The sequence below is a fragment of the Nonlabens sp. genome (genome assembly GCF_039941875.1).
GTDB lineage: Bacteria > Bacteroidota > Bacteroidia > Flavobacteriales > Flavobacteriaceae > Nonlabens.
On sequence record NZ_JBDVDQ010000014.1, the window covers coordinates 124,050 to 148,837 of the forward strand.

A 24,788-nucleotide genomic window follows, 5' to 3' on the forward strand; every position below is an offset into this window, starting at 1 on the left:
ACTCAGTAAGATTATTTTAATCTATTCCTTTACTTAATTTCTCTTTGTACTATACCACATTTAAGCATCTGACTGCCATAATAGGGATTGCGTATTTCTTTACTATTACTTAGCCAGTTACTACCACCATTATACATAGGACAGTGTTGCTCATAAAGTGGTTGTTCTGTGCCAGTAATGGCAATCATGTCTGTAATATCCTTACTTAATTCTTTAAAATATTCTCTTTGAATTTTAATATCTTTTTCAGAAATGAGGTTGGTATTTTTAACTGCATCATTTAATATTTCTTTTAGTTCATCTTGCTTGTCTTCAATACTAATAGAGTTACTGAAGTCATTTAATGAATTAGATAAATATTCGCTATGAATAGTAGCTTTATCTTTATCATCTTTTACTAAGGCGTCTTTCAAATTGAAGTAATTTTTCAAAACCTTTTCTGAGGTTATACTACTCACTAGTGTAGTTTCTTTATCACCTATTTCTATAGATGTATTCTCTTCTGTTTTCTTGCAAGAAACAGTGAATATTACGGTTGCTATAAGAGCTAGTTTTACTAAGTTACTTTGTATTGTTTTCAATTTGATTTCTTTAAAGTAGTGTTATAAATAAGTATATAAAATTACCCTATTTATGAAGATTACTATATCATAATTATGGTTAGTATCTACATAATTTGGTCTAGCGGATTTCTATGATTTTTTTGCGATTTTTTATAATCTGTAAGGCTCATACCGGTTTCTGATTTAAACTGACGGCTCAAATGGTTAGAATTGCTATAATTGATTAACTCACTGATTTCTGTAAAGTTATTCTCTTGAAGCTGGATCAACTCTTTCACCTTTTCTATTTTGAGTTTTATGAAGTATTTCTCAATGGTAATGTGCTCTTCATTAGAAAACAACTTACTTATTTTTGAATATTCTTTATTCAGTTTTTGCTCTAAAAACCTAGAAAGATTAGACTCTAGCTGTAATGGTAGCTTTTTTAAAAGTTCTATTAATTCTTTTTTAATCTCTTCTACCAGTTGTTGATCTGGAGCAAGTAAAACCTCAAATCCGTTTTCTTCTATAACCTTACTTATGTTTTTAAACTGCGCTGAATCTGTTTCTGGATAGATAATTGAGCCTAATTCTATATCTAGTAATTCTATACCTAATTGATTTATTTCGTTTTCTAAGACCTTAATACATCGGTCACAAACCATATTTTTAATGAATAATTTCCTTTCCATTTCTTAGTTCATTAAATAATTAATTATAGCAGACTGTACATAGTAGTTCTCTACGGTATGCACTTGTTCTAGTTGAAATTTCAATTGTAATTCTTGAATATCGAGAACATCCTTAAAATCAATAGTGCCAGTCTCGTAGTTTTTGATGAGAATTTCTTCGGCATCATGAGCTTGTTTTAGGTTTTTATCTAGAGTTTCATAAACTATACGGGCTTGATTGCGTTGTGATCTAGCTCTGGCAAATGCCGTATGCAATACATTTAAACGTTCTTGTTTCTTAAGCTCAATCTCCTTCTGTTGCAATTCATTTTGTTTAGAAATAGATTTGTAACGTTTATTAAATAATGGAATAGAAACCGTTACCATAGGCATAAAAACATCTTTACCATTATCTACTATATTTAAATCTGCTCGCTCACTAACTGGTAGGTAATCAAAACCTAAACCTATAGATGGTAAACCTTCGCGCTTATTTAAAATCTCTGACTGTACTACAGATTCATATAGTTTATCATATTTTAAAATTTCAGGATTCACATTTATAGAACCTTCAACTAACTCTTTATCAGATAGCGGCATACTCATGACATCAGTTATCTTAATAGATTCTGTTGCTTCTTTATTCAGCAATTTGTTAAATAAAGCCTGTGACGCTTTAAAATCTTCTTCTAAGATATCTATTTGTTGTTGTAACTCATTACTGCGTATTTGTAATCTTAACACATCTACAGCACTTGCTTTTCCTACGGTTACAGAGGTTAATGCTAGTTGTTCATATGTTTTTAATAGTTCCATGTTTTTATCGAGTGCAGCTTGTTTTGCTCTTATGGAATAGAGCTTATAGTAAGCCTTTGAGACAGATAATGCTAGTTTACGTTTTGCAATGGTTATTTCTACATAATCAGCATCTGCTAGTGAGGTGGCATAGTTCTCTCTAGCCGTTATGGTACCGAACCATGGCAACATCTGTTTCACACCTATACGTGCTCTTTGCGCACCCACACGAGTTTCCGTCTCGCTTATAAAGTAACCTACGCTAACCTCTGTATTAGGTATCCAGTCTGCCTCATTTACTTTCTCCTGAGATATATTATGTCGCATTTCAACAGCTCTTATTTCTAAGTTATTAGCTTGTGCTTCTTTAATATAAGATTGTAATTGTTGCGCTTTCGCGAAAGCGGAAACCAAAAAAACATAAAAAACTATACTATTATATTTCATTTTTTGATCTTTTAAGTTGGTATTCTTTTTTCCAGCTAAACAAAACCGGAACTAGAAAATAGGAGGTAACATCGATAATCATACCTCCAAAAATTGGGATGGCCATAGGCATCATAATATCGCTTCCTTTTCCTGTAGAAGTAAGTACTGGAAGTAATGCGAGTATGGTCGTTACCGTGGTCATTAAACAAGGTCTTATACGTTTTTCTGCAGCAAGTAATGCGGCTTTTCTAATTCCATTTTTATCTGCAGGTTGCTCTCTATCAAAAGTTTGTGTCAGATAAGTAGCCATTACCACACCGTCATCTGTAGCGATACCAAAAAGAGCTATAAATCCTACCCAAACGGCAACGCTTAAATGAATAGTTTTCATATTAAATAGCTCACGCATATTCTCACCAAAGAGATTAAAGTTGAAAAACCAGTCCTGACCATATAACCATATCATGATAAATCCACCTGCAAAAGCAACGGCTATACCGCTAAACACCATAAGAGATGTCGCAACAGATTTAAACTGAAAATAAAGAATTATAAAGATTATAATTAGGGCTAGAGGCACCACAACAGCTAGTGTTTTCTCAGCCCTTAATTGGTTCTCATAAGTACCAGTAAAACTATAGCTTATACCTTGCGGTATGATAAGATCACCACTATATATCTGTTTTTGAATTAGTTGTTGAGCATTTTCAACTACATCAACTTCGGCAAAATTCCTTAATTTGTCAAAGAGTACATATCCTATTAAAAATGTGTCTTCACTTTTTATAACTTGTGGTCCTTGCTCATAACGTATCTCTACTAACTCGCTTAATGGTACAGGACTTCCTTTTTCTACAGGAACATAAATACCTTTTAAATCTTCTGGTGTGGTTCTCAGTTCTCGAGGATAACGCACACGCACCGCATAACGTTCTCGACCTTCTACCGTTTGAGTAAGTGGCTTACCGCCCACAGCAACTTCTAAAACTTCTTGAACATCACTGACTGAAATACCGTATCGGGCTAGTTGTTCTCTTTTTATATCAATGAGTAAATAAGGTTTACCAACTATACGGTCTGCAAAAACGGCTTGTTTTTTTACACCAGGAACTTGTTTTAGAATACGTCCTAGTTCTACACCAAAGTTTTCTATCGTTTTTAAATCTGGTCCTTTTACCTTAATTCCCATAGGAGCACGCATACCAGTTTGTAACATAATAAGTCGCGTCTCTATAGGTTGTAACTTAGGTGCAGAGGTGACACCAGGTAATTTAGTAACCTTTAAAATCTCGTTCCATATATCGTCAGGATTATTTATTTCTGGTCGCCAGTTGCGGTAGTACTCACCATCTTTATCTTCTATAAAATCTTTTCTTTGAGCAGTTGTTCTTAGAGCTGCATGATCATAACTAGCTCCTTGATCTATAGGTCGGTTAGGGTTGATAATCAGTTGGTTATTTTTAAGAACATAAAAACCATCTTCATTTACTCGGTAACGCTGTCGTTCACCTTGCTCATTGCGCATAAACTCCGACTTGTACTGAATCATGTTCTCATACATAGAAAGCGGTGCAGGATCTAGTGCAGACTCTGTTCTACCAGATTTACCTACCACAGTTTCTATTTCGGGAATACTCGCTACTGCCATATCTAGCAGCTGTAACACACGTTTATTCTCTTCTACACCAGCATGAGGTAGGGAAGTGGGCATCAATAAAAAAGAACCTTCATTAAGTGCTGGCATAAATTCTTTACTGGTGTTGCGCATAATTAAAATACCTAGCGTCAGTACGGTAAGTGGTATAATTAAGAACAAGATTTTACTTTCTAGAGCCCATTTTAAAATACGTTCATAGTACATTCTTAATAAAGTAAACGCTCCTAAAAGTCCAAAACAAATAAGAGAAACAAATACTAAATTGAGTCCAATGTTGCGGTCAAATCCTAGAGGTCTCCAATAATTTGCTAATAAGAACACGATAGCGATGGCGGCTATGGCGATGTTTATGTAGTTAGCACGCTTTCGCGAAAGCGTACCCAATAAAGACCACAGTGCTACAATAGAAAAACCTATCAGTACTAGCCCTAACCAGTAACCGTAAACGATAGCTATGATTCCTATAAATAATAAAAGTGCATTGATCACTAATTTGAATCGATTTCCTATGGTCGTTTTTCTAAACAAAAACGCAGCAAATGGTGGTATTAAAAACAGGGCAACGATAAGAGATGCGGTGAGTGCCATAGTTTTAGTAAATGCGAGTGGACGGAATAATTTCCCCTCGGCACCTATCATGGTAAAAACTGGTACAAAGCTTATAATGGTAGTTAATACGGCGGTGAGTATCGCACCAGAAACCTCTGATGTGGCATTATAAATAACCTCATTAATAGTAAAAGGAGTACCGTCTTCACTGACACGTAGCTTTTCATCATGGAGATGTCGTATCATATTTTCGGCAAGTATGACACCTACATCTACCATAGTACCTATAGCTATGGCAATACCAGAAAGTGCTACTATGTTTGCGTCTACATGAAACAATTTCATAGCTACAAAAACCATAAGAACTGCAACGGGCAATAAACTAGAGATAAGTAGGGACGCTCGTAGATTAAACACCATAATTATAATGACTAAAATGGTAATTAATATCTCTATAGTAAGAGCTTCACTCAAGGTATGTAAAGTCTCTTTAATCAATATAGTACGGTCGTAGAAAGGAACGATGGTAAGCTGTGAAACTCTACCGTCTGATAATGTTTTAGAAGGTAATCCAGAACTAAGTTGGCCTATTTGATCTTTTACATTATTGATAACCTCTAGTGGGTTTGCTCCATAACGTGCGATGACAACACCGCCTACCACTTCGGCACCTTCTTTATCTAGAATACCACGTCTAGCGGCTGGTCCCAAATGTACGTTTGCGATGTCTTTTATTCTTAAAGATGTAAACCCTTTAGAATCTACAACAGCACTTTCTATATCGCTTATAGATTTTATATAACCTAGACCACGTACTAGATATTCTGCCTGATTAATCTCTAGAGTTTGTGCTCCTATATCTTTATTACTTTCCTTTACTGCTTTTACAACGGCAGCCATAGTAATCTTGTACTGACGCATTTTTTCTGGATCGATATCTATTTGATATTCTTGTACATATCCACCTATTGAGGCTACTTCAGAAACTCCACTAGCTGATGATAAACCAAATTTTACATAATAATCCTGTATGCTACGCAGCTCATGTAAATCCCAGCCACCGGTAACATTACCGTCTTTATCACGACCTTCTAAAGTGTACCAAAAGATCTGTCCTAATCCTGTTGCATCCGGACCTAAAGTAGGCTTAACACCTTCTGGTAAAAGTTTGGATGGCAGTGAATTGAGTTTTTCTAAAATACGACTGCGTGACCAGTAAAATTCTGCATCTTCTTCAAATATGATGTAGATACTAGAGAAGCCGAACATAGAAGAACTACGTATCGTTTTAACTCCAGGAATACCTAGCAGTGAAGAGGTGAGTGGATAGGTGATCTGGTCTTCTATATCTTGTGGTGAACGACCGTCCCACTGTGTATAAATTATTTGCTGGTTCTCACCTATATCTGGAATAGCATCTACCGCTACAGGGTCAGATGGTAAAAAACCTAAATTCCAATTAAAGGGTGCGTTAATAGTTCCCCAGCCTATAAATAAGCAAAGAAGTAATACAGCTACGAGTTTATTTTCTATAAGGAATTTAATCGCCTTATTAAGCATAAGTATTGATTATTAGAATGTTGAATATATATATATGTCTAATAATGACACATGTATTTATAGCCCAATACAGCAAAAGCCGTTTTGTGTTAGATTTTCAAAAAACTAATTAATCAGATTAAAAAAGACTGGTGCAGGACTTGCACATCTCGCTTAGGAATAGGAGGCGAGTAGTGTATTAAAGGAACCTCAAGTGAAGCAGTACTTTCAAAAACACTTAGATAAGAATAGGTAACTGAGGCAATGAATAAGTGCTGACTAAAACTAATTTTATCTAAAGAAGTTTTAAGATCTTCCTGACCTTGTTTGATCACTTCATGATCTGTACAACATGATTTTTTTTGAGCTGTAGGTAATTCACAATCTGCCATAACAGCCATTGCTTTTTCCATGCTACAAGATTTTACTTTACTTGCAAATGAAAAATCAACCAGTGTATCTCCACAATAATGCATATCCACAGTAAATGACATCGTAGTAAATAGAACTACGCAAGTCATAAAAATGGCAAGTGCTTTATGTGTGAATTGTTTCATTATTACAAATTTACTCAATTTCTGATTACCAATAAGCTAATTAATAAATAGATAATAAATTAGCCAGAACTTAAATATGTAGATTAATGATACATATCATCTTTTAATCCAATAATTCAAATTTTCAAATAATCTCTAAATCTAGACACAGCAAAAATTATTCGTAGAACTGAATATCAAAACTGTAATTACTATTTGGACATTATCAAAAGAGTTAGGCAGCTAGTTACAGTATTCGGCAACTAGGGTAGTTTTAAAGAACTAAATGGTATTGTCATTCATTCTATTTGACATAATATATATTATGATGCAACTAACGTTATTATAAGTATTATCATGTTAATTCACTTTCAGGCAAGTTATAATTACACATTGTGTCAATTATTAAGAATAAAATTAAATCTTACATAATTATCATGGACAGAGTATAAAAAAGATTATTTAAGTCCTGTATTGAAGTGAATAATTAAAAATCTATCAAATACTTTATTTATCAGAATCATTCACGTTAGTCATTTTTAATATTCCATAGATCAAAACTTTGAATCCTCTAAAAGTATTGTAGAGGATTCTCTGTAATTACATTTTATTTTAACCATCCACCTCCAAGGGCTCTATATAGCTTAACCACAGCTTCTAATTCTTGTTGTTTATCATTAACACCTTCTAACTGAGCAGATAATAAACTATTCTTTGTTGTCAGCACATCGGTATAATTAGTGTTAGATGAATATTCTAAAAGAGCTTCAGTAAACTCTACAGATTTTTCTAAAGCTGCAATTTGATTTGTTCTCGCTTGCTGTTTTTCTTTGGCTTTATTATATTGAAAAAGTGCATTTGAAATTTCTCCTCCGGCATTTAACCAAGCTGCTTTATAATCATAAAAAGCCTGCTGTTGTACCGATTCGTTTATTTTTAGTCGAGCCTTATTTTCTCCATTTGCAAATATCGGTTGCGTTAAACCACCTATTAAATTATAGAAGATAGAACTATCAAAAAAATCGGTTAAAGACAAAGATGATAACCCACCATTAGCGCTAATTGTAAGAGATGGATAAAACAACGTTTTTGCATAGTTAACATCTTCAAAAGCAGATCTAAAGGTCATCTCTGCCTCTTGAATATCTGGTCGATTTCTTAATAGAGAAGCTGGAATTCCTATTTGTAAATCAGAATAAACAGTTTGATCCTTCATTAAAGATCTTTCTATTGGACCTGGTGCTCTACCTAATAAAATAGATAATGCATTCTCTTCTTCTTGAATACTAAGTTCAATATCTGGTATACTAGCTTCTATTTCGTATCTACTTGCTTCACTCTGCACAACAGCAGCTCCATCAACAACAGCTGACTCTTTAAGAAGTTTCATGGTTTCCTGATCTCCTATTCTATTCTCTAGTGTTTTTCTAGTAATTTCTAGTTGTGCGTCTAGTGTCAACAGATTGTAATATGAAACTGAGATATCTGAAATCAATTGCGTTTGTATAGCTTTTGTCGCTGCTTCTGTTTTTAAGAAAGAAGCTAAGGCAGAGCGTTTGTTGCTTTTTAATTTTCCCCACACATCTATCTCCCAACTACTACTTAATTGACCTAAATAAGAAGTGGTGCTTAAATTAATACCATTAATACTTCCTAAGTTAAGCGACGCTTCTGATGTTTTTGATTTTGATACTTGAGCGCTTCCTTCTAAACTAGGTAAAAACGATAATTTAGCCTGCGTTAAACTCGCTTTTGCCTGATTTATATTCTCTAAAGCAGTTTTTAAATCTAGATTATTTTGTAATCCTTCTTCAATTAATTTTTGTAAAATACTATCTGAAATTATTTCTTTCCAATGTACAGCAGCCATAGAAATTGTGTCCTGTGTTTCATTATCTCTATAATTTTCAGAAAAATTAATATCTGGAGTATAATATTTATTATTTACCACACCACATGAATTAAACAAAAATAGTGTCAAGGTAACAGGAATGATATATCTTATAATTCTATATTTCATATCTATATTTTTTTATTTGTTCAACGTTAATTCTTCATCTTCACCCCAATCATGATTAGGAGTTCCTACAATTTTTTCCTGAAGAGATTGAAAAATCACATAAAGTACAGGTGTAATCAAAACTCCTAAAATAGTTCCAATTAACATACCTCCTACCGCACCGGTACCGATAGCTTTATTACCCAATGCCCCTGCTCCTGAAGCGATCATTAAAGGAATTAATCCAAAGATAAAAGCAAACGAAGTCATTAAAATAGGTCTAAATCTGGCTACTGCACCATCTATAGCAGATTGTATAATTGTTTCACCTTCACGTCTTCTTTGTATCGCAAATTCTATAATTAATATGGCGTTTTTAGCTAGTAGACCAATAAGCATAACCAAAGTAATTTGTACATAAATATTATTATTTATATCGAATAGATTAGCAAAAATTAAAACTCCCGAAAGTCCTGCCGGTACGGCCAATAAAACAGAAAATGGAAGTATGAAACTTTCATATTGAGCGGATAATAAAAAATAGATGAAAATAAAGCAAAGTGCAAAAATATACACCGTTTGACTACCTGCCGAAATTTCTTCTCTAGTTAAACCTGAATATTCATATCCGTATCCTGTAGGTAAAGTAGTAGCTGCAACTTCTTGAATTGCATTAATAGCATCTCCAGAGCTATACCCTTCATTAGGTGATCCACTTATACTTGCTGATGTAAATAAATTAAAACGACTTATACTTTGAGGACCATAAACTCTTTTCAAAGTCACAAACTCTGTTATAGGTGCCATAATTCCATTGCTATTTTTAACTTTAATGGCATTTAGACTTTCTGGATTCGCTCTGAAATTAGCTTCAGCTTGATAGATTACACGGTATTGTTTACCAAATTTGTTAAAATTAGAAGCATACACACCGCTTAAATAACCTTGCATAGCATCTAGAACATCTTCTACACCTAGACCAGCTAATTTAGTTTTGGCAACATCTACAACTACTTCGTATTGTGGAAAAGTAGGATCTAATGTGGTGGTAGCATACTGAATTTCTGGCCTTTTAGTTAAGGCCGCAAGAAACTCCTGTGTCACATCATATAAATCATCTATACTACCTCCACTTTGATCTTGTAATTGTAATTGAAATCCATTACTAATACCAAAACCAGAAATCGTTGGTGGTGCAAAAAATATAATATCAGCATCTTTAATATGAGCTGTTTTACCAAATAATCTTTTAACAATAGATTGAGCGTCTTGCCCCTCGCCTGATCTTTCTCCCCAATCTTTTAACCTTAATATTACTGTAGCATAATTAGATCCTGAACCACTTATTAATCCACTACCTGTGTTGGTAAATACAGCTTCTACTTCTGGTAATTCTTCGACAATTTGTTTTACTTGTTCAACCACTTCAGCTGTTCTTTCTAATGACGAGGCTGCTGGTAGGCTTATATTAGACATAACTACTCCTTGATCTTCGTCTGGTACAAAGCCTGTCGCTGTTGTATTCATTAAGTAAATAAATAGTCCTATAAAAACTACAAGAATACCAACGGCCATTGCTTTTTTACGTATAAGAAATGAGATTGCATTTTTATATTTTGCAGTAGATTTATCAAAACTTGTATTGAACGCGACATAAAATCGTTGGATAAATCCCTTTTTAGTATGTGCTTCGTCATGAGGTTTGAGTAGTAATGCACATAGTGCAGGACTCAAGGTTAGGGCATTAATTGCAGATAATACAATGGCAATAGCGAGTGTAATTCCAAATTGTTGAAAGAAAACACCAGAAGAACCACTGATAAATGTAACTGGTATGAAAACAGCCGACATAACTAAGGTTATGGAAATAATTGCTCCCGAGATTTCACTCATGGCATCTAAACTAGCCTTTCGTGCAGATTTGTATCCGGAATCTAACTTAGAATGCACAGCCTCTACCACCACAATGGCATCATCGACCACAATCCCAATCGCTAACATTAAAGCAAAAAGAGTCAGTAGATTAATAGTGTATCCAAGTAGACTTAAAAAAAAGAATGTTCCTACAATAGCTACTGGTACTGAAATGGCTGGGATTAAAGTGGAACGCCAATCTTGAAGGAAAATGAAGACAACAAGAAATACTAACAAAAAAGCTTCTATAAGTGTCTGTATTACTTTTGATATAGATGCATCTAAAAAATCGTTGGCATTAAGCATTTCTACATACTTAATTCCATCAGGAAAATTAACGGAAGCATCTTCTAATGTTTTTACAGCATTTTGAACAACTTCTCTAGCATTGGAACCTGCAGATTGAGCTATAGCGATTCCTATTCCTGGATATCCATTTACTAAAGTGGATGTACTGTATGATTGTGATCCTAATTCTACTCTTGCGACATCTTTTAAACGTAGAATTCTACCACTATCTGTCGTTTTTATAATGATATCTTCAAATTCAGTAGCGTTTTGTAATTTACCTTTATACTTTAAAGTATATTGATATGCCTGATCACCTTGTAAGCCTAATTCTCCTGGTGCAGCTTCTAGGTTTTGATCAGCTAGAGCAAGCCTTATATCCGATGGTATTAGACCATAATTAGCCATAGTATTTGCTTTTAACCAAATACGCATACTGTAGTCCCTAGATCCAAATGTATTTGCACTTCCTACTCCATTAATTCTTTTTAAAATGGGTATAATGTTTATGTTAGCATAATTCTGAACAAACTCCTCATCATAATCGCTATTTTCACTATAAATACCTAAAATTAGTACATTACTGCTTTGTTGTTTTTGTGTAGTCACTCCAGATTCTGTTACTTCAGACGGAAGTAAGTTTGAGGCACTTGAAACGCTGTTTTGTACATTTACTGCAGCAATATCAGGATCAGTTCCTAATTCAAAATACACAGTGATACTTGCAGATCCACTACTGGCTGTAGAAGTCATATAGGTCATTCCTTCTACTCCATTAATGGCTTCTTCTAGAGGGACGATAACACTATTTAATACAGCTTCGGCATTAGCTCCATCATAAGAAGCAGAAACTTGTACTGTTGGTGGTGCTATATCTGGGTATTGAGATATAGGCAAAGTGGTGATTCCAATAATACCTAAAATCAAAATGATAATAGATATTACAGCAGAAAGTACCGGTTTTTTTATAAAATTTTTAAACATAACGTTTGTATTTATAATAATTAGTTAGCTGTTGTAGTATTATTTACATCAGTTTGTAAAGACTTTACATCGGCAGCCTTAACCATGACAGGTTTAATTTCTTTTTTATTGGAAAGAGTGTTAATACCTTCAATAATGACTTGATCATTATCCTTTAATCCTTCAGTAACTATATATGCTTGTCCTGAAGTGGACGGCGTTACCTCTATTTTTGTGGATATGGCTTGGGATAAACTGTCTACTACATAGGTATAAACATTTCCTTGAATTTCGTAGGTAGCAGATTGCGGTATCTGTATGGCCTTTTCTATAACATTTGGAATTCGAATGGTAGCACTATTACCTGTTCTAAGTAAATTATCTGGATTATCAAAAATGGCACGAACATTAAACGAGCCAGTCTCCTCATCTACTTGCCCACTAACAGTTTGTATTTTACCCTTTTGATCATATAAAGTGTAATCAGATAATAAAAGAGAAACCTCAGGTGCGTTATTTGCGCGTTGTTTAGAAGTAGTATCGTAGTTTTTTCTGGCAAATTCAAGATGTGTTTTCTCATTAATAGAAAAATAAGCATAAACTTGACTAATGTTAGATACTGTTGTTAAAGGATCTGCAGTACTACTATTTACTAAGCTACCTAACTTATAAGGCAACGTACCTATAAAACCAGAAACAGGAGCTGTAATACGAGTATAACTGTAATTTGTTTTAGCATTTGCTAAGCTAGCTTGCGCTTGTTTTAAAGCTGCCTTTTTTGCGGTAACGTTATTTTCAGCAGAAGTAAGTTCAAATTTGCTTATAATTTCTCTTTCTACCAAAGGTTTTGCCTTTTCCACATCTAACTGTGCAGAACTAACTTCTGCTTGAGCACTACTTATAGCAGCTTGGGTATTTCGTACTTCTTGTTCATATTGAGGTGCATTTAACATAAAAAGTAAATCTCCTTTTTTTACGTATTGACCTTCGTCTACCAAAACCTTCTCGATAAAACCTTCTATTTTAGGTCTAATCTCAATATTCTCAATCCCTTCAATGGTTGCAGGGAACTCATCATAAAGTTCTATTGTCTCTGGCACAAGTGTTAGTACATCATATTCAGCAACAACTTCGGTTCTATCAAGAGCCTGATTGTTTTCATTACAAGAAATGGATAATACACTAATTAGTAATCCAATGGAGAAAGTAGTTATGTTAATTGTTCTATTTTTCATATATATAATGATTTGTTGTTGAATTATTTATATTTCTTTTAATCGAATATTTTTTTAACAGATAATATGATATAAGCATAGCTATTAGATCACTAACAACAAAAGATATCCATATACCGATAATGCCGTATACAGTACTTAGAAGATAGGCAGCTACAATAAATAGCACAGGTCGTAATAATGCTAAAAACGTCGCTATTTTATTTTTTTCTAACGCTTGAAAATAGCGCGTTAGAACTATTTGTGCCATGTAAAATGGTATTGAAATGGCAAATATTTGTATAGCAATTTTTGTAATAGTTTTAATATTCAGGTTATTGTCTATAAATAGATCAATAATTGAAGAAGGAAATAATTCCAAAAATGTAACACCTATTAAAGATACAACGCCCATCATTTTTAATGCAAAACCAAGAGTTTTTAACACTCTACTATAGAGTTTAGCACTAAAATTATAACTTATAATGGGTTGCATACCATCACCTGTTCCAAGCGCAGTCATCATAAAAAAAACATTTATACCGAAGAGAATTCCCATTGCAGCAACTCCATTTGTTCCTCCAAAGGTTAGTAACAAAGTATTTGCATATACATTTTGTAGACTTATAGCAATATCCATTATAAACGGAGCAAAACCCACTGAAAGAATAGGTAGAATGATGTGCGTTTTGAGCTTAATTTTCTTCCACACTATTTTCACTAAACTTTTACCGCTTAAATAATACCTTATTAAAAATAAAGCGTTTATAGATTGCGCTATAACAGTTGCCAAAGCTGCACCACTAATGCCCATATTAAATATTTTCATCAAAATATAATCTAGACTAGCATTAATTATACATGATAAAAGCATGAGCTTTGCTGGAAAGCTTGGATTACCTTCTGCTCTACATGTGAACTCTAAGGATAAGAAAAAACTTAGAGGAAAGCCCATAATGATAATAACGAGATATTGAGATGATAAATCTAACAGTGTCCCTTCAGCCCCAAAAGCGGTCAATAAAGGCTTGTAAAATAAGAGCCCTAAAGTGGTGAAAAATAAATTAGTTATTAAAATTCCTATAATTACATTACCAATTACATCTTCTGCTTTATCCGTATTTTTTTCTCCTAAATATTTAGCAATTAAGATACCTGCCCCACTCCCAAAAAGTAATATAAACCCAAACTGAAATAGATTAACAGGAAATACCATAGTTACAGCAGACAATCCTTCTGCACCAACAAATTGACCAACAAAAATGCGATCTACTAAGTTATATAGTGCATTAACTAATAACCCAAGAACAGCAGGTCCTACAAAAGCAAAAAGTAATTTTAATACCGAATCATCTTCAAGTGAGTACTCTCTTTTTATGGTACTTTTTTGAAATGAAATAGCTTTTCTCTTTGATTTTAAGAAGAGAAATATCCTTTGTAAGATATGTATCAAATTACCCATGTGATAGTTTAGCTATTTAAGTTTGTAAAGGTAATTTGTTCAAAAGCATAAATATGAATTACTATCTTTGTAAAAAAGATTACAATTTAAGTTTCTATTTATCTATTTAATAATATGAAAATATTTAATGATATCAACACTTATTTTTTAAATGGTGTAGAACCTGCTAATGATTACGCTAACAGTTTTTATATTAGAAGAATAGCTAAACAAATGGAGTTTATGGAACCTAATAAAGAATTTTTAGTTCCTCATAAACGAGATTTTTTTGAAATAGCGATATTACAACGCAGTAAAACGAATATTCAAATAGGCAATCAAACTCTTAATGAAATGAAGAATAGTTTGGCTATAGTCTCTCCTTTTCAGGTAATTAATTATGACAGTGAAAAACCTCCTAATAATGATTATGGGTATTTAATTTATTTTAACGCTTCCATTTTTACCAATTTAAATCAATCTTATGGACTTCAAAATGAATTTCCTTTTTTTAAAATTCATACGATGCCCCTTTATCAACTACTAGAAGATGATTTTAATGACATATTAAGTATCGCACAAGAATTATATAGAGAAGCAAGAAGTACAGCTTTAAATAATTTTGAAATAGTTAGGTCTTTACTTCTTATCTTATTATATAAGGTAAAGCGTACCACCCAAAATAATAAGGGTATGATTACCAATAACAGATTTGATATTGTTATGTCCAAATTTGAACAACATATACTATCTAGTAATCATCAATTTTTATCTGTAAATGAATACGCCTCTCAAATGAATATAAGCCCTGTTTACCTTACCGAATGTGTGAAAAATGCCACAGGTAAGAGTGCACAGAAAATTATTATTGACTACAAAATGTTATACGCAAAATCACTTTTACATCAATTAGATAACACAGTAGCCGATGTAGCTTATGCGTTAGAATTTAATGAAGTAGCTAACTTTAATCAATTCTTCAAAAGAAATACTGGATTAACTGCTACTCAATTTCGAAAAAAAAAGATTAGTTGAACTAGTTTTTAAAACTCAATATATTCCATCTATTCACTGTAGAAACCGTAGATTTTAAAATAAAAATAAAAAGGTAAATTAAAAATTCAAAAGTTACAACAATTTAATTTCAATGGCTTCACTACTAGATGTTATTGAACTTAATTCCTCTTTTTAAATGTTTTAAAAAAAAAGAGAATAATTTTCATTATTCTCCTTATGACTAATTCAGTATCTAATCTAATTCATATCAATAATACCAACAACTTCATAGGCTCTGGTCCCATCATATTGTATCTTTTCATACAGTACATTTGCATACTCATAATACGTTTCACCATCAAGGACTACTTTCTCATAATCGTCTGGTAATTCATATACTATAGTTCCTATTTCAGGTTCTATAACCTCGTATTCATCACCTACTTGTGTGTAGAAAATACCACTTACATTATAATAATCATGGTTATTAAAACGTACTCTTTTATAGTTAGTAGGTAACACATTTATTCTAAATCCTACCTTAGGGGCGATTACAATATATCGTCCTCTAGACTGAGTATAGTACTTATTATTAGAGTAATAGTAGTTCTGACCATTGTGACGCACCACTGTTCTATTCGGCACGTTTCTTACAGAAACTACTTTCTTTTTAGGCGTCTTGTAGATAATTTTACTACTGGATACTCTACCCTTTGAAATTGTTTTCTTATTTGTTTTGCTTACCGTAGTTTTAGCTTTTGTAGAACGTTTTATCTGAGCTGATAATTGCACAGTCGATACCATAAAAAAAGCGATAGGTAATATGTATATTCTTATAATAGAAATCATAACTTTTTATTTTAATAATTAAACTTGTCAATACTTTTTTGACTCTTATTAACGAAAAAAGTTTGATGAGTATGATCCTATACTTTTGTTAAAATAAACTCAAAGTAATTACACAGCCATTGAAATTTGAAATTTTTAAGCATAAAAAAAGCATGCTATTAAGCATGCTTTTAATGTAAATAAAATGATTCTATTATTTCAGTAAACCTAGTAATCCTGTTAATTCAGTAAGATTTAAACTTGAATTATTATCCTTATCTAAAACATTGAAGTTTTCAGAAACAGAACCTATCGCCTCTGTAGAACTAATTGCCTCATCTTTATTAGCATCTAACAAAGTAAAAAGACTTGAAATTTGCTGTACAGTAGAGTTAGAACTTAATGAACTTAACAACGTTGCCGCTTGCGATATACTAGAAGTGTTCATATTCTTAACGCTGTTACAACTAGTCATTGATACTACTACTATTATTGCTAATGCTACTTTTTTCATGATATATATATTTTAAATGTAATTTTTCTACGATGTAAATTTAATTTTATAATCATACAACAACTAAATGAAAAATAAACACAATTTAATAATCGTTAAAATACATTTTTAAGCGATATAACGTATTTACAATACATGCATTAGACTATCACAATAAAAAAATACCTCCACTACTATATTCTATTTCATATCAATAATAGCCTAAGTAGTTGATGTAAATTCATCCTTTTTTCAATAGGTTTTAGGGTTAGAATTATTACGTTTTTAAAAAATACCTCGTTTATAATTCATTTATATGTTTACATTTGTGGTGTAAACTTTAGGAGTAGCTATTAAATTAGTTTGAGAAAAATCCTTAGAACCTGATTTGGTTAATACCAACGTAGGGAAAAGTTATCAGACTGTTGTACGCACAACACTGCGCCTTTTCTATTCTCAAATCTTTTATCGTTTATAACATTACTCAAATAAAGTAATTTATATCTCATGATAAACATAAAAGTAAATAATACGTTCCATAAAATTCAACCCAATAGCACTTTAGAAGTGATTCTCACTACGCTCGCTATACCGGTTAATGGAATTGCTGTTGCTATAAATCAAGACATTATAACAAAAACAGATTGGGATAAAAAAACCTTAATCGACGGCGATCAAATTCTAATAATTACTGCCACTCAAGGCGGTTAATTATACGTCTACAGCTATTATTTAAACAACCTACACATTAAGAATCTAACCTGCTATAAGTAAATACACTTATGGTCTATAGCCTAATTACTATGAAAAGTAAAGACACCGCACCTAAACAAGATGGAATAACCAGACATCCTTTTCCTAATTCTACAAAAATATATGTAGCAGGAAAAATCCATCCTCACATCAAGGTTGCCATGCGAGAAATTGCATTGAGCGATACCACAGACTCGATGACAAAAAAGAAAACACCTAATGAACCTGTTACCGTTTACGATACTTCTGGACCTTACACAGATCCTAATAAAGAAATTGATGTACACAAAGGAATAGAAAGAATACGCGAGCAATGGGTCTTAGATAGAAATAACGTTGAGCAGTTAGACGAATTCTCATCAGAGTATTGCAATGCGCGTTTAAATGATAAAAGTCTTGATCACATGCGTTTTTCCTTATTAAAGAAGCCATTAAGAGCAAAAAAAGGTGAAAACGTTACCCAATTACATTATGCTAAGAAGGGAATCATTACTCCAGAAATGGAATACATCGCTATACGTGAAAATCAGCGTATAGATGAGATGACAGAAATAAGAAAACAGCACAAAGGAGAACATTTTGGCGCCTCTATCCCAGATAAAATCACAGCAGAATTTGTATGTTCTGAAGTAGCAAGAGGTCGTGCCGTAATACCGTCTAACATTAACCATCCAGAGGCAGAACCTATGATTTTAGGTAGAAACTTCTTAGTAAAAATAAATGCTAACATTGGTAATTCTGCCGTGACCTCTTCCATAGAAGAAGAAGTAGAAAAAGCCGTATGGGCATGTCGTTGGGGTGCAGATAATATAATGGATTTATCTACCGGAGAAAACATCCATGAAACTCGCGAGTGGATTATCCGTAATTCTCCTGTTCCTATAGGTACCGTACCTATTTATCAAGCACTTGAAAAAGTAAAAGGAGTTGCCGAAGATCTAACTTGGGAGATTTTTAAAGACACATTAATAGAGCAAGCAGAACAAGGTGTGGATTACTTCACAATACACGCAGGTGTGCTGCTACGCTACATTCCTATGACGGCCAAACGTGTTACCGGAATCGTCTCTCGTGGTGGGTCCATCATGGCAAAATGGTGTCTAGCACATCATAAAGAGAGCTTTTTATACACACATTTTGAAGACATTTGCGAGATCTTAAAACAATATGATGTTGCCTTTTCTTTAGGCGATGGTTTGCGTCCAGGCTCTGTGGCCGATGCAAATGATGAGGCACAATTTGCCGAGTTAGAAACCCTAGGAGAGCTAACTCAAATCGCTCGCAATCATGATGTACAATGTTTTATAGAAGGTCCTGGACACGTGCCGATGCATATGATTAAAGAGAATATGGAAAAGCAAATCGAAGTTTGTGATGAAGCTCCATTTTATACCTTAGGCCCTTTAACCACAGACATCGCACCAGGTTATGATCATATAACTTCAGGAATTGGTGCTGCGATGATTGGTTGGTTTGGTTGTGCGATGTTATGTTACGTCACACCCAAAGAGCACTTAGGTCTACCCAATAAAGAAGACGTGCGTGTAGGTGTAGTCACCTATAAACTGGCTGCCCACGCTGCAGATTTAGCCAAAGGTCATCCAGGTTCTCAACATCGTGATAATGCATTAAGTAAGGCTCGTTTCGAATTCCGCTGGTATGATCAATTTAATCTAGGTCTCGATCCAGAACGCGCACTTGAATATCACGACGAAACCCTACCTGCCGATGGTGCAAAGGTGGCGCATTTTTGTTCTATGTGTGGTCCTAAATTCTGTTCTATGAAAATATCTCAAGAGGTTAGAGATTTTGCTGCCGTTAATGATATCGTTGATAACGAGGTCATTGCTAAAGGTATGGAAGAGAAATCTAAAGAGTTTAAAGAAAAAGGATCAGAGGTATATCTATAATATTTTAAGGGAGTTCCCACGCTTTTAAAGAAAAAGCGTGGGCGGGCTTTCCGTTATATCTTTTGCCAAAAAAGCAAAAGGATGCCACTGCAATCCCTAACTCAAAAAGACTCCACAGCTATGATTATTCTTATTGCACCAGAAAATGATATTTCAAAGGAAATAGAAACATTAAACCAATTATTTGAAGAAGGTTTAATGTTCTACCATTTGAGAAAACCAGATAAAAATTACGATGAGCACGTGGAATATTTGAATAAAATCGATGAGAAATTTCACAATAAAATTGTAGTGCATTATCATCATGAATTGATCAATGAATTCAATTTAAAAGGAATTCATTTTCAAGAACAGAAACGAATAGATCATATCGATAACCCTGTACAGTATTTTAAGAACCTAAATATGTACGGAAAAACAATCAGTTCTTCTTTTCATGAACCAGAAGTTTTAGAGGCTTGTTATTTTGAATTTGATTATCATTTATTGAGTCCGGTTTTCTCTTCTATTTCAAAACAAGGATATGAGGGTCGTGGTTTCAATGTGAATTCCATCCCTAAAACCATCATAGGCATGGGCGGTATAGATACAGAAACCATAGAAGAAACTTTACGGTTAGGCTTTAAAGGAATAGGTGTTTTGGGTGGAATATGGAATACAGAATATCCTGTAGAGAGTTATAAAAGAATTAAAGAAAAATTTATAGAATCTAGTTTAAAATTGATGCGCTAGAATGTTGCGTTAAGGATAGAGCGGCATGTCTGAGCTCTTTTTGTGATTTTTCTTCACAAAAAAGCGAGTAGTGATAGCCTGGCCCTTTAGGGAACGCCATAATAATGAGTTGTAATACTTAAAATAAGAAAAGTCGTGAACGATAAAAATTACATACTAACCATTGCAGGTATAGACCCTTCTAGTGGCGCAGGAATCACCTCAGATATTAAAACGTTTGAGGCACATAATTTATATGGTTTATCAGTTTGTACAGCAGTAACTGTTCAAAATGATGTCTCATTTAAAAAGTGTATCTGGATAGAAAAAGAAGATATTTTAAACCAGTTAGAAACGCTCCTTGAACGCTTTACTATTATCGCCGTTAAAATAGGGGTTATAAAGTCTTGGGACATATTATTAGAAATATTAACGGTTTTGAGAGGTTACAATTCTAGTATCATTATAGTTTTAGATCCTATTTTAAGAGCAAGCGCTGGATTTACATTTCACAATTCTCAAAATCTAGATGTATTTGAAAAAGTTTTAGAGAACTGTGATTTTATAACTCCTAATTATGAAGAAATTCAAGAATTATTTCCTGATAAATCTATCGAGGACACCATAAAATTTATTGCTCAACGAACAAATGTTTATTTAAAGGGTGGTCACAGAATCGATAAAAAAGGTTGGGATGAAGTGTATTATGATCAGGTAAAAAAACTAGTTCTACCTCCTATTTTAACCAGTCCTATTTTTGAAAAGCACGGTAGCGGTTGTGTATTATCGTCTGCACTAGCTTCTTATTTATCGCATGGTCTATCAATAGAAGACGCTTGTAAAAATACCAAACTATATATAGAAGAATATTTAGCATCTAACGAGACTTTATTAGGAACCCATAATTATAACAATTTATGATCGATACGTTACAATACATCACACAAGGAAATTCAACTCAAGATCATTTAGAAAATGTACATAAAGCCTGTATACAGGGTATAAAATGGGTGCAATTACGTATTAAAAATACGGATGATACAAAGGTTTTAAAGACAGCTATAAAAGCTAGAGCAATCACAAACGAGTATGGGGTTAAGTTGATCATCAACGATCATTATAAAATCGCAAAAGAAGTACAGGCAGATGGTGTACATCTAGGAAAAACCGACGCTTGTCCTCTACTAACTCGTGAGTATTTAGGAGATTCTTTTATTATAGGTGGCACAGCAAATACCTTAGAAGATTGTAGAATTTTGCTAGATAAAAAAGTAGATTATATAGGTTTAGGACCCTATCAATTTACAAAGACTAAGAAGAATTTAAGTCCGGTATTAGGTGTTATTGGATATAGAAATCTACTAAAAGAATTAAATACTAAAACACCGATAATCGCTATAGGTGGTATTGCTATTCATGATGTACCTCCTATTTTAAAAACTGGTATTTATGGCATTGCTGTGTGTGGTGTGATAACTAGTAACATGTCTAGTATTAAAGAATTTCAGGATATTATAAAGACAATACACCTACCAGAATAAATGCACGAATAGAAGTCAAATTTTTAAAAAGAAAAAATGAACAACCAACTAAAAATAGCCGATAAAGAATTTAGCTCTCGTTTATTTACAGGAACAGGAAAATTTAGCTCTTCACAAGTTATGAGAGACGCCTTATTAGCTTCTCAAAGTGAGTTGATAACAGTTGCCTTAAAAAGAGTCGATATCCATAAGGAAGATGATGATATTCTATCTCATTTAAATCATAATCATATCAACCTATTGCCTAACACGTCTGGAGTTAGAACTGCCAAAGAAGCCGTTTTTGCGGCAGAATTATCCAGAGAAGCATTAGAAACCAACTGGATAAAATTAGAAATACATCCAGATCCAAGATACTTATTACCAGACCCTATAGAAACATTAAAAGCAGCAGAAGAATTAGTACGATTAGGTTTTGTCGTGATGCCTTACATTCATGCAGATCCTGTTTTATGTAAACGACTAGAAGATGTAGGTGTGCAATGTGTTATGCCTCTGGGTGCTCCCATAGGAAGTAATAAAGGATTAAAAACGGAAGATTTTCTAGAAATTATTATAGAGCAATCTAATGTGCCAGTAATTGTAGATGCTGGTATAGGAGCACCATCTCACGCAGCATATGCGATGGAATTAGGTGCTGATGCTGTACTGGTTAACACAGCTATTGCAGTTTCTCAAGATCCAATAGCAATGGCTATCGCTTTTAAAATGGCGGTCGAAGCCGGTAGGATGGCTTATGAAGCAAAACTTGCACCAATAAGCAAAAACGCAACTGCTAGTAGTCCATTAACTAGTTTTTTAAATTAAATATGAGTCATTTTAAAGATCTATTGGACACCCATAATTGGGATGAAACTTTAAAGAGTGTTTATGATAAAACAACTCTCGAGGTAAAAACTGCATTATCTAAGGATAAACTAGAGATGGAGGATTTTAAAGCATTACTTTCTCCAGCGGCAAAGCCTTTTATCGAAGAAATGGCACAAAAAAGCCAACTCTTAACTAAAAAACGTTTTGGCAATACCATGCAAATGTATGTACCCATGTATTTGAGTAATGAATGCCAAAACATCTGTACCTATTGCGGATTTAGCATGACCAACAAAATCCCTAGAAGGACGTTAACCGATGCTGAAATTTTAAAAGAAGTGGCTTTTCTAAAAGAAAAAGGATACGATCATATTTTATTGGTTACAGGAGAAGCAAATAAAACTGTAGGTGTAGAATACATTAAAAATGCTATTCAATTAATCCGTTCTCAGTTTTCGAATATTACTATTGAAGTCCAGCCTTTAGATCAAGATGAATATGAATTATTAGTTGAAAATGGACTCTATGCAGTGCTTGTATATCAAGAGACCTATAACAGAGAAGAGTATAAAAAACACCATCCCAAAGGCAGAAAGTCCAATTTTGATTACCGTTTAGACACTCCTGATAGATTAGGAAAAGCTGGTATTCATAAAATTGGTTTGGGAGCTTTATTTGGCTTAGAAGACTGGCGTGCTGATAGTTTTTTTACCGCTTTACATTTAAAATATTTACAGAAAACCTATTGGAAAACGAAGTACTCGATTTCTTTTCCCAGATTGCGACCACATTCTGGTGGATTAGAACCTAAAGTAGAAATGACCGACACAGACTTAGTACAACTTATTTGTGCTTTTAGACTCTTTGATGAAGATATAGAGTTATCGATGTCTACTAGAGAAAGTGAAGTTTTTAGAGATCATATCGTACATCTAGGTATCACCTCTATCAGTGCAGAGTCCAAGACCAATCCTGGTGGGTATTCTGTCGAACCACAATCATTAGAACAGTTTGAAATATCTGATGAAAGAAGTACTGAAGAAATCGTTTCTATGCTCAAAAATAAAGACTTAGAAGTGGTATGGAAAGATTGGGAACACTTTGAAAACGTATAGATAAATATGAGTCTGACTAACGAAGAGAAAAAGCAATACGACCGTCACTTATTACTTGATGAAATAAGCGAAAATGGTCAATTAAAATTAAAAAAAGCAAGAGTCTTAATTATAGGTGCTGGTGGTTTAGGTTGTCCAGTTTTACAATATTTAACGGCCGTAGGAGTAGGAACGATAGGTATAATCGATGATGATGTCGTTGAGCAAAGTAATCTACAACGTCAGATTTTATACACTATAGAAGACATAGAAAAATCTAAGGTAGCAACAGCGATAGAACGACTGTCAAAGTTGAATCCATTTGTTAAATTCGATCTATTTCAAGAAAAATTAAGTTCAAAAAATGCCATTGAATTATTTCAAGATTATGATATCATAGTGGATGGTAGCGATAATTTTCCAACTCGTTATCTAGCTAACGATGCAGCTGTAATTACTAATAAACCGCTAGTTTATGGGGCTATTTTTAAATTTGAAGGGCAAGTGAGTGTGTTCAATTATAAAGGCAGTGCCACCTATAGATGTTTATTCCCATCATCACCTGATCCAGAGGATTCACCAAATTGCTCGGAAATAGGTGTATTAGGTGTGTTACCTGGAATTATAGGCAGTTTACAAGCAAATGAAGTGATTAAGATGGTATGCGGTATAGGTAATGTGTTATCAAACCAACTATTAACCTATAACATGCTCACGATGCAACAATTGGTACTGAACTACAAAAAGAATACCGATATCCAAATCAAAAAACTAGATCGTGATTACGAGTATGGTTGTGGTTTAAAAATAGACGAATATGGAATTAACAGAAACGAGTTAAATGCATTAAAAGGCGATTACCATTTACTAGATGTACGAGAACCACATGAAAGAGAATTACACCATATAGGCGGACAACATATACCGCTAAATGATCTCTTAGAAAGAATGTCTGAAATAGAAACGGATAAGGATGTAGTTGTATATTGTAGAGCTGGAATACGTAGCAAAAAAGCTGTTGAGTTGCTAAAACAAAACGGATTTGAAACTACCTTATTTTATCTTAATGACAAAATCACATAACTATCTGATTTAAAACACATATACCTCAATTA

Annotated in this window: 20 protein-coding genes and 1 riboswitch; of the genes, 9 read left to right on the top strand and 11 right to left on the bottom strand. The window is 33.5% G+C overall.

Translation table 11 applies throughout. The features are described 5' to 3' along the window. Positions 1 to 29: 29 nt before the first annotated feature. The 9 genes from ABJF08_RS08050 to ABJF08_RS08090 all read right to left on the bottom strand — a co-directional run bounded on the left by ABJF08_RS08050 (position 30) and on the right by ABJF08_RS08090 (position 14,558). The gene (locus ABJF08_RS08050) at positions 30 to 581 is read right to left on the bottom strand and encodes a DUF3347 domain-containing protein (RefSeq protein ID WP_348115613.1); all 552 of its coding nucleotides are present in this window, start codon (positions 579 to 581) and stop codon (positions 30 to 32) included. A gap of 86 nt (positions 582 to 667) precedes the next feature. Beyond that, a complete protein-coding gene (locus ABJF08_RS08055) occupies positions 668 to 1,234 on the bottom strand; it encodes an AraC family transcriptional regulator (RefSeq protein WP_348115614.1) in 567 nt (188 codons plus the stop codon). A 3-nt stretch (positions 1,235 to 1,237) separates the two neighbouring features. Continuing rightward, a complete protein-coding gene (locus tag ABJF08_RS08060) occupies positions 1,238 to 2,455 on the bottom strand; it encodes a TolC family protein (protein WP_348115615.1) in 1,218 nt (405 codons plus the stop codon). Continuing rightward, on the bottom strand, positions 2,445 to 6,203 hold the full coding sequence (locus ABJF08_RS08065; RefSeq protein ID WP_348115616.1) for an efflux RND transporter permease subunit: 3,759 nt from the start codon (positions 6,201 to 6,203) through the stop codon (positions 2,445 to 2,447). The genes ABJF08_RS08060 and ABJF08_RS08065 overlap by 11 nt, the downstream gene beginning before the upstream one ends. A 113-nt stretch (positions 6,204 to 6,316) precedes the next feature. Next, positions 6,317 to 6,739, bottom strand: a complete 423-nt coding sequence (locus ABJF08_RS08070; protein WP_348115617.1) for a hypothetical protein — start codon at positions 6,737 to 6,739, stop codon at positions 6,317 to 6,319. Between the two features lie 586 nt (positions 6,740 to 7,325). Then, complete coding sequence (locus ABJF08_RS08075) at positions 7,326 to 8,738, bottom strand: efflux transporter outer membrane subunit (protein ID WP_348115618.1); 1,413 nt, start codon at positions 8,736 to 8,738, stop codon at positions 7,326 to 7,328. Between the two features lie 12 nt (positions 8,739 to 8,750). After that, positions 8,751 to 11,903 (bottom strand): efflux RND transporter permease subunit, encoded by a 3,153-nt coding sequence (locus ABJF08_RS08080; RefSeq protein ID WP_348115620.1) that lies wholly within the window; start codon positions 11,901 to 11,903, stop codon positions 8,751 to 8,753. 20 nt (positions 11,904 to 11,923) lie between these two features. Beyond that, positions 11,924 to 13,117: an efflux RND transporter periplasmic adaptor subunit gene (locus ABJF08_RS08085; protein WP_348115621.1), complete on the bottom strand. Its 1,194-nt coding sequence runs from the start codon at positions 13,115 to 13,117 to the stop codon at positions 11,924 to 11,926. Further along, on the bottom strand, positions 13,107 to 14,558 hold the full coding sequence (locus tag ABJF08_RS08090) for an MATE family efflux transporter (RefSeq protein WP_348115622.1): 1,452 nt from the start codon (positions 14,556 to 14,558) through the stop codon (positions 13,107 to 13,109). Before ABJF08_RS08090 ends, ABJF08_RS08085 begins: the two co-directional genes overlap by 11 nt. Positions 14,559 to 14,672: 114 nt before the next feature. Between ABJF08_RS08090 and ABJF08_RS08095 the strand changes: the two genes are divergently transcribed. Beyond that, positions 14,673 to 15,572: a helix-turn-helix transcriptional regulator gene (locus ABJF08_RS08095; protein ID WP_348115623.1), complete on the top strand. Its 900-nt coding sequence runs from the start codon at positions 14,673 to 14,675 to the stop codon at positions 15,570 to 15,572. Between the two features lie 219 nt (positions 15,573 to 15,791). Here the strand turns inward: ABJF08_RS08095 and ABJF08_RS08100 are convergent, their stop codons facing one another. Further along, positions 15,792 to 16,382, bottom strand: a complete 591-nt coding sequence (locus tag ABJF08_RS08100; protein WP_348115624.1) for a DUF6515 family protein — start codon at positions 16,380 to 16,382, stop codon at positions 15,792 to 15,794. 193 nt (positions 16,383 to 16,575) lie between these two features. Continuing rightward, positions 16,576 to 16,875: a hypothetical protein gene (locus ABJF08_RS08105; protein WP_348115626.1), complete on the bottom strand. Its 300-nt coding sequence runs from the start codon at positions 16,873 to 16,875 to the stop codon at positions 16,576 to 16,578. Positions 16,876 to 17,186: 311 nt separating this feature from the next. Further along, positions 17,187 to 17,281, top strand: a riboswitch (TPP riboswitch). 80 nt (positions 17,282 to 17,361) lie between these two features. Here ABJF08_RS08105 and thiS point away from each other — a divergent pair. From thiS to ABJF08_RS08145, 8 genes are all read left to right on the top strand, one after another. Beyond that, on the top strand, positions 17,362 to 17,565 hold the full coding sequence (gene thiS / locus ABJF08_RS08110) for a sulfur carrier protein ThiS (RefSeq protein WP_348115628.1): 204 nt from the start codon (positions 17,362 to 17,364) through the stop codon (positions 17,563 to 17,565). Positions 17,566 to 17,657: 92 nt separating this feature from the next. After that, a complete protein-coding gene (gene thiC, locus ABJF08_RS08115; RefSeq protein WP_348115629.1) occupies positions 17,658 to 19,517 on the top strand; it encodes a phosphomethylpyrimidine synthase ThiC in 1,860 nt (619 codons plus the stop codon). A 120-nt stretch (positions 19,518 to 19,637) separates the two neighbouring features. Further along, positions 19,638 to 20,249, top strand: coding sequence for a thiamine phosphate synthase (locus tag ABJF08_RS08120; protein ID WP_348115890.1), 612 nt, complete (start codon positions 19,638 to 19,640; stop codon positions 20,247 to 20,249). Between the two features lie 135 nt (positions 20,250 to 20,384). After that, a complete protein-coding gene (locus tag ABJF08_RS08125; protein ID WP_348115630.1) occupies positions 20,385 to 21,149 on the top strand; it encodes a hydroxymethylpyrimidine/phosphomethylpyrimidine kinase in 765 nt (254 codons plus the stop codon). Then, complete coding sequence (thiE, locus tag ABJF08_RS08130) at positions 21,146 to 21,769, top strand: thiamine phosphate synthase (protein WP_348115632.1); 624 nt, start codon at positions 21,146 to 21,148, stop codon at positions 21,767 to 21,769. The genes ABJF08_RS08125 and thiE overlap by 4 nt, the downstream gene beginning before the upstream one ends. A gap of 36 nt (positions 21,770 to 21,805) precedes the next feature. After that, positions 21,806 to 22,576 (top strand): thiazole synthase, encoded by a 771-nt coding sequence (locus ABJF08_RS08135; protein WP_348115634.1) that lies wholly within the window; start codon positions 21,806 to 21,808, stop codon positions 22,574 to 22,576. Between the two features lie 2 nt (positions 22,577 to 22,578). Then, the gene (gene thiH / locus ABJF08_RS08140) at positions 22,579 to 23,694 is read left to right on the top strand and encodes a 2-iminoacetate synthase ThiH (protein WP_348115635.1); all 1,116 of its coding nucleotides are present in this window, start codon (positions 22,579 to 22,581) and stop codon (positions 23,692 to 23,694) included. 6 nt (positions 23,695 to 23,700) lie between these two features. After that, on the top strand, positions 23,701 to 24,756 hold the full coding sequence (locus ABJF08_RS08145; protein ID WP_348115636.1) for a HesA/MoeB/ThiF family protein: 1,056 nt from the start codon (positions 23,701 to 23,703) through the stop codon (positions 24,754 to 24,756). Positions 24,757 to 24,788 lie beyond the last annotated feature (32 nt).

What these genes read in the sequence shown, in the direction of transcription:
- ABJF08_RS08055 (WP_348115614.1), bottom strand. Translation starts at nt 1,234, where the DNA reads ATGGAAAGGAAATTATTCATTAAAAATATGGTTTGTGACCGATGTATT.
- ABJF08_RS08060 (WP_348115615.1), bottom strand. Translation starts at nt 2,455, where the DNA reads ATGAAATATAATAGTATAGTTTTTTATGTTTTTTTGGTTTCCGCTTTC.
- ABJF08_RS08065 (WP_348115616.1), bottom strand. Translation starts at nt 6,203, where the DNA reads ATGCTTAATAAGGCGATTAAATTCCTTATAGAAAATAAACTCGTAGCT.
- ABJF08_RS08070 (WP_348115617.1), bottom strand. Translation starts at nt 6,739, where the DNA reads ATGAAACAATTCACACATAAAGCACTTGCCATTTTTATGACTTGCGTA.
- ABJF08_RS08075 (WP_348115618.1), bottom strand. Translation starts at nt 8,738, where the DNA reads ATGAAATATAGAATTATAAGATATATCATTCCTGTTACCTTGACACTA.
- ABJF08_RS08080 (WP_348115620.1), bottom strand. Translation starts at nt 11,903, where the DNA reads ATGTTTAAAAATTTTATAAAAAAACCGGTACTTTCTGCTGTAATATCT.
- ABJF08_RS08085 (WP_348115621.1), bottom strand. Translation starts at nt 13,117, where the DNA reads ATGAAAAATAGAACAATTAACATAACTACTTTCTCCATTGGATTACTA.
- ABJF08_RS08090 (WP_348115622.1), bottom strand. Translation starts at nt 14,558, where the DNA reads ATGGGTAATTTGATACATATCTTACAAAGGATATTTCTCTTCTTAAAA.
- ABJF08_RS08095 (WP_348115623.1), top strand. Translation starts at nt 14,673, where the DNA reads ATGAAAATATTTAATGATATCAACACTTATTTTTTAAATGGTGTAGAA.
- ABJF08_RS08100 (WP_348115624.1), bottom strand. Translation starts at nt 16,382, where the DNA reads ATGATTTCTATTATAAGAATATACATATTACCTATCGCTTTTTTTATG.
- ABJF08_RS08105 (WP_348115626.1), bottom strand. Translation starts at nt 16,875, where the DNA reads ATGAAAAAAGTAGCATTAGCAATAATAGTAGTAGTATCAATGACTAGT.
- thiS (WP_348115628.1), top strand. Translation starts at nt 17,362, where the DNA reads ATGATAAACATAAAAGTAAATAATACGTTCCATAAAATTCAACCCAAT.
- thiC (WP_348115629.1), top strand. Translation starts at nt 17,658, where the DNA reads ATGAAAAGTAAAGACACCGCACCTAAACAAGATGGAATAACCAGACAT.
- ABJF08_RS08120 (WP_348115890.1), top strand. Translation starts at nt 19,638, where the DNA reads ATGATTATTCTTATTGCACCAGAAAATGATATTTCAAAGGAAATAGAA.
- thiE (WP_348115632.1), top strand. Translation starts at nt 21,146, where the DNA reads ATGATCGATACGTTACAATACATCACACAAGGAAATTCAACTCAAGAT.
- ABJF08_RS08135 (WP_348115634.1), top strand. Translation starts at nt 21,806, where the DNA reads ATGAACAACCAACTAAAAATAGCCGATAAAGAATTTAGCTCTCGTTTA.
- thiH (WP_348115635.1), top strand. Translation starts at nt 22,579, where the DNA reads ATGAGTCATTTTAAAGATCTATTGGACACCCATAATTGGGATGAAACT.
- ABJF08_RS08145 (WP_348115636.1), top strand. Translation starts at nt 23,701, where the DNA reads ATGAGTCTGACTAACGAAGAGAAAAAGCAATACGACCGTCACTTATTA.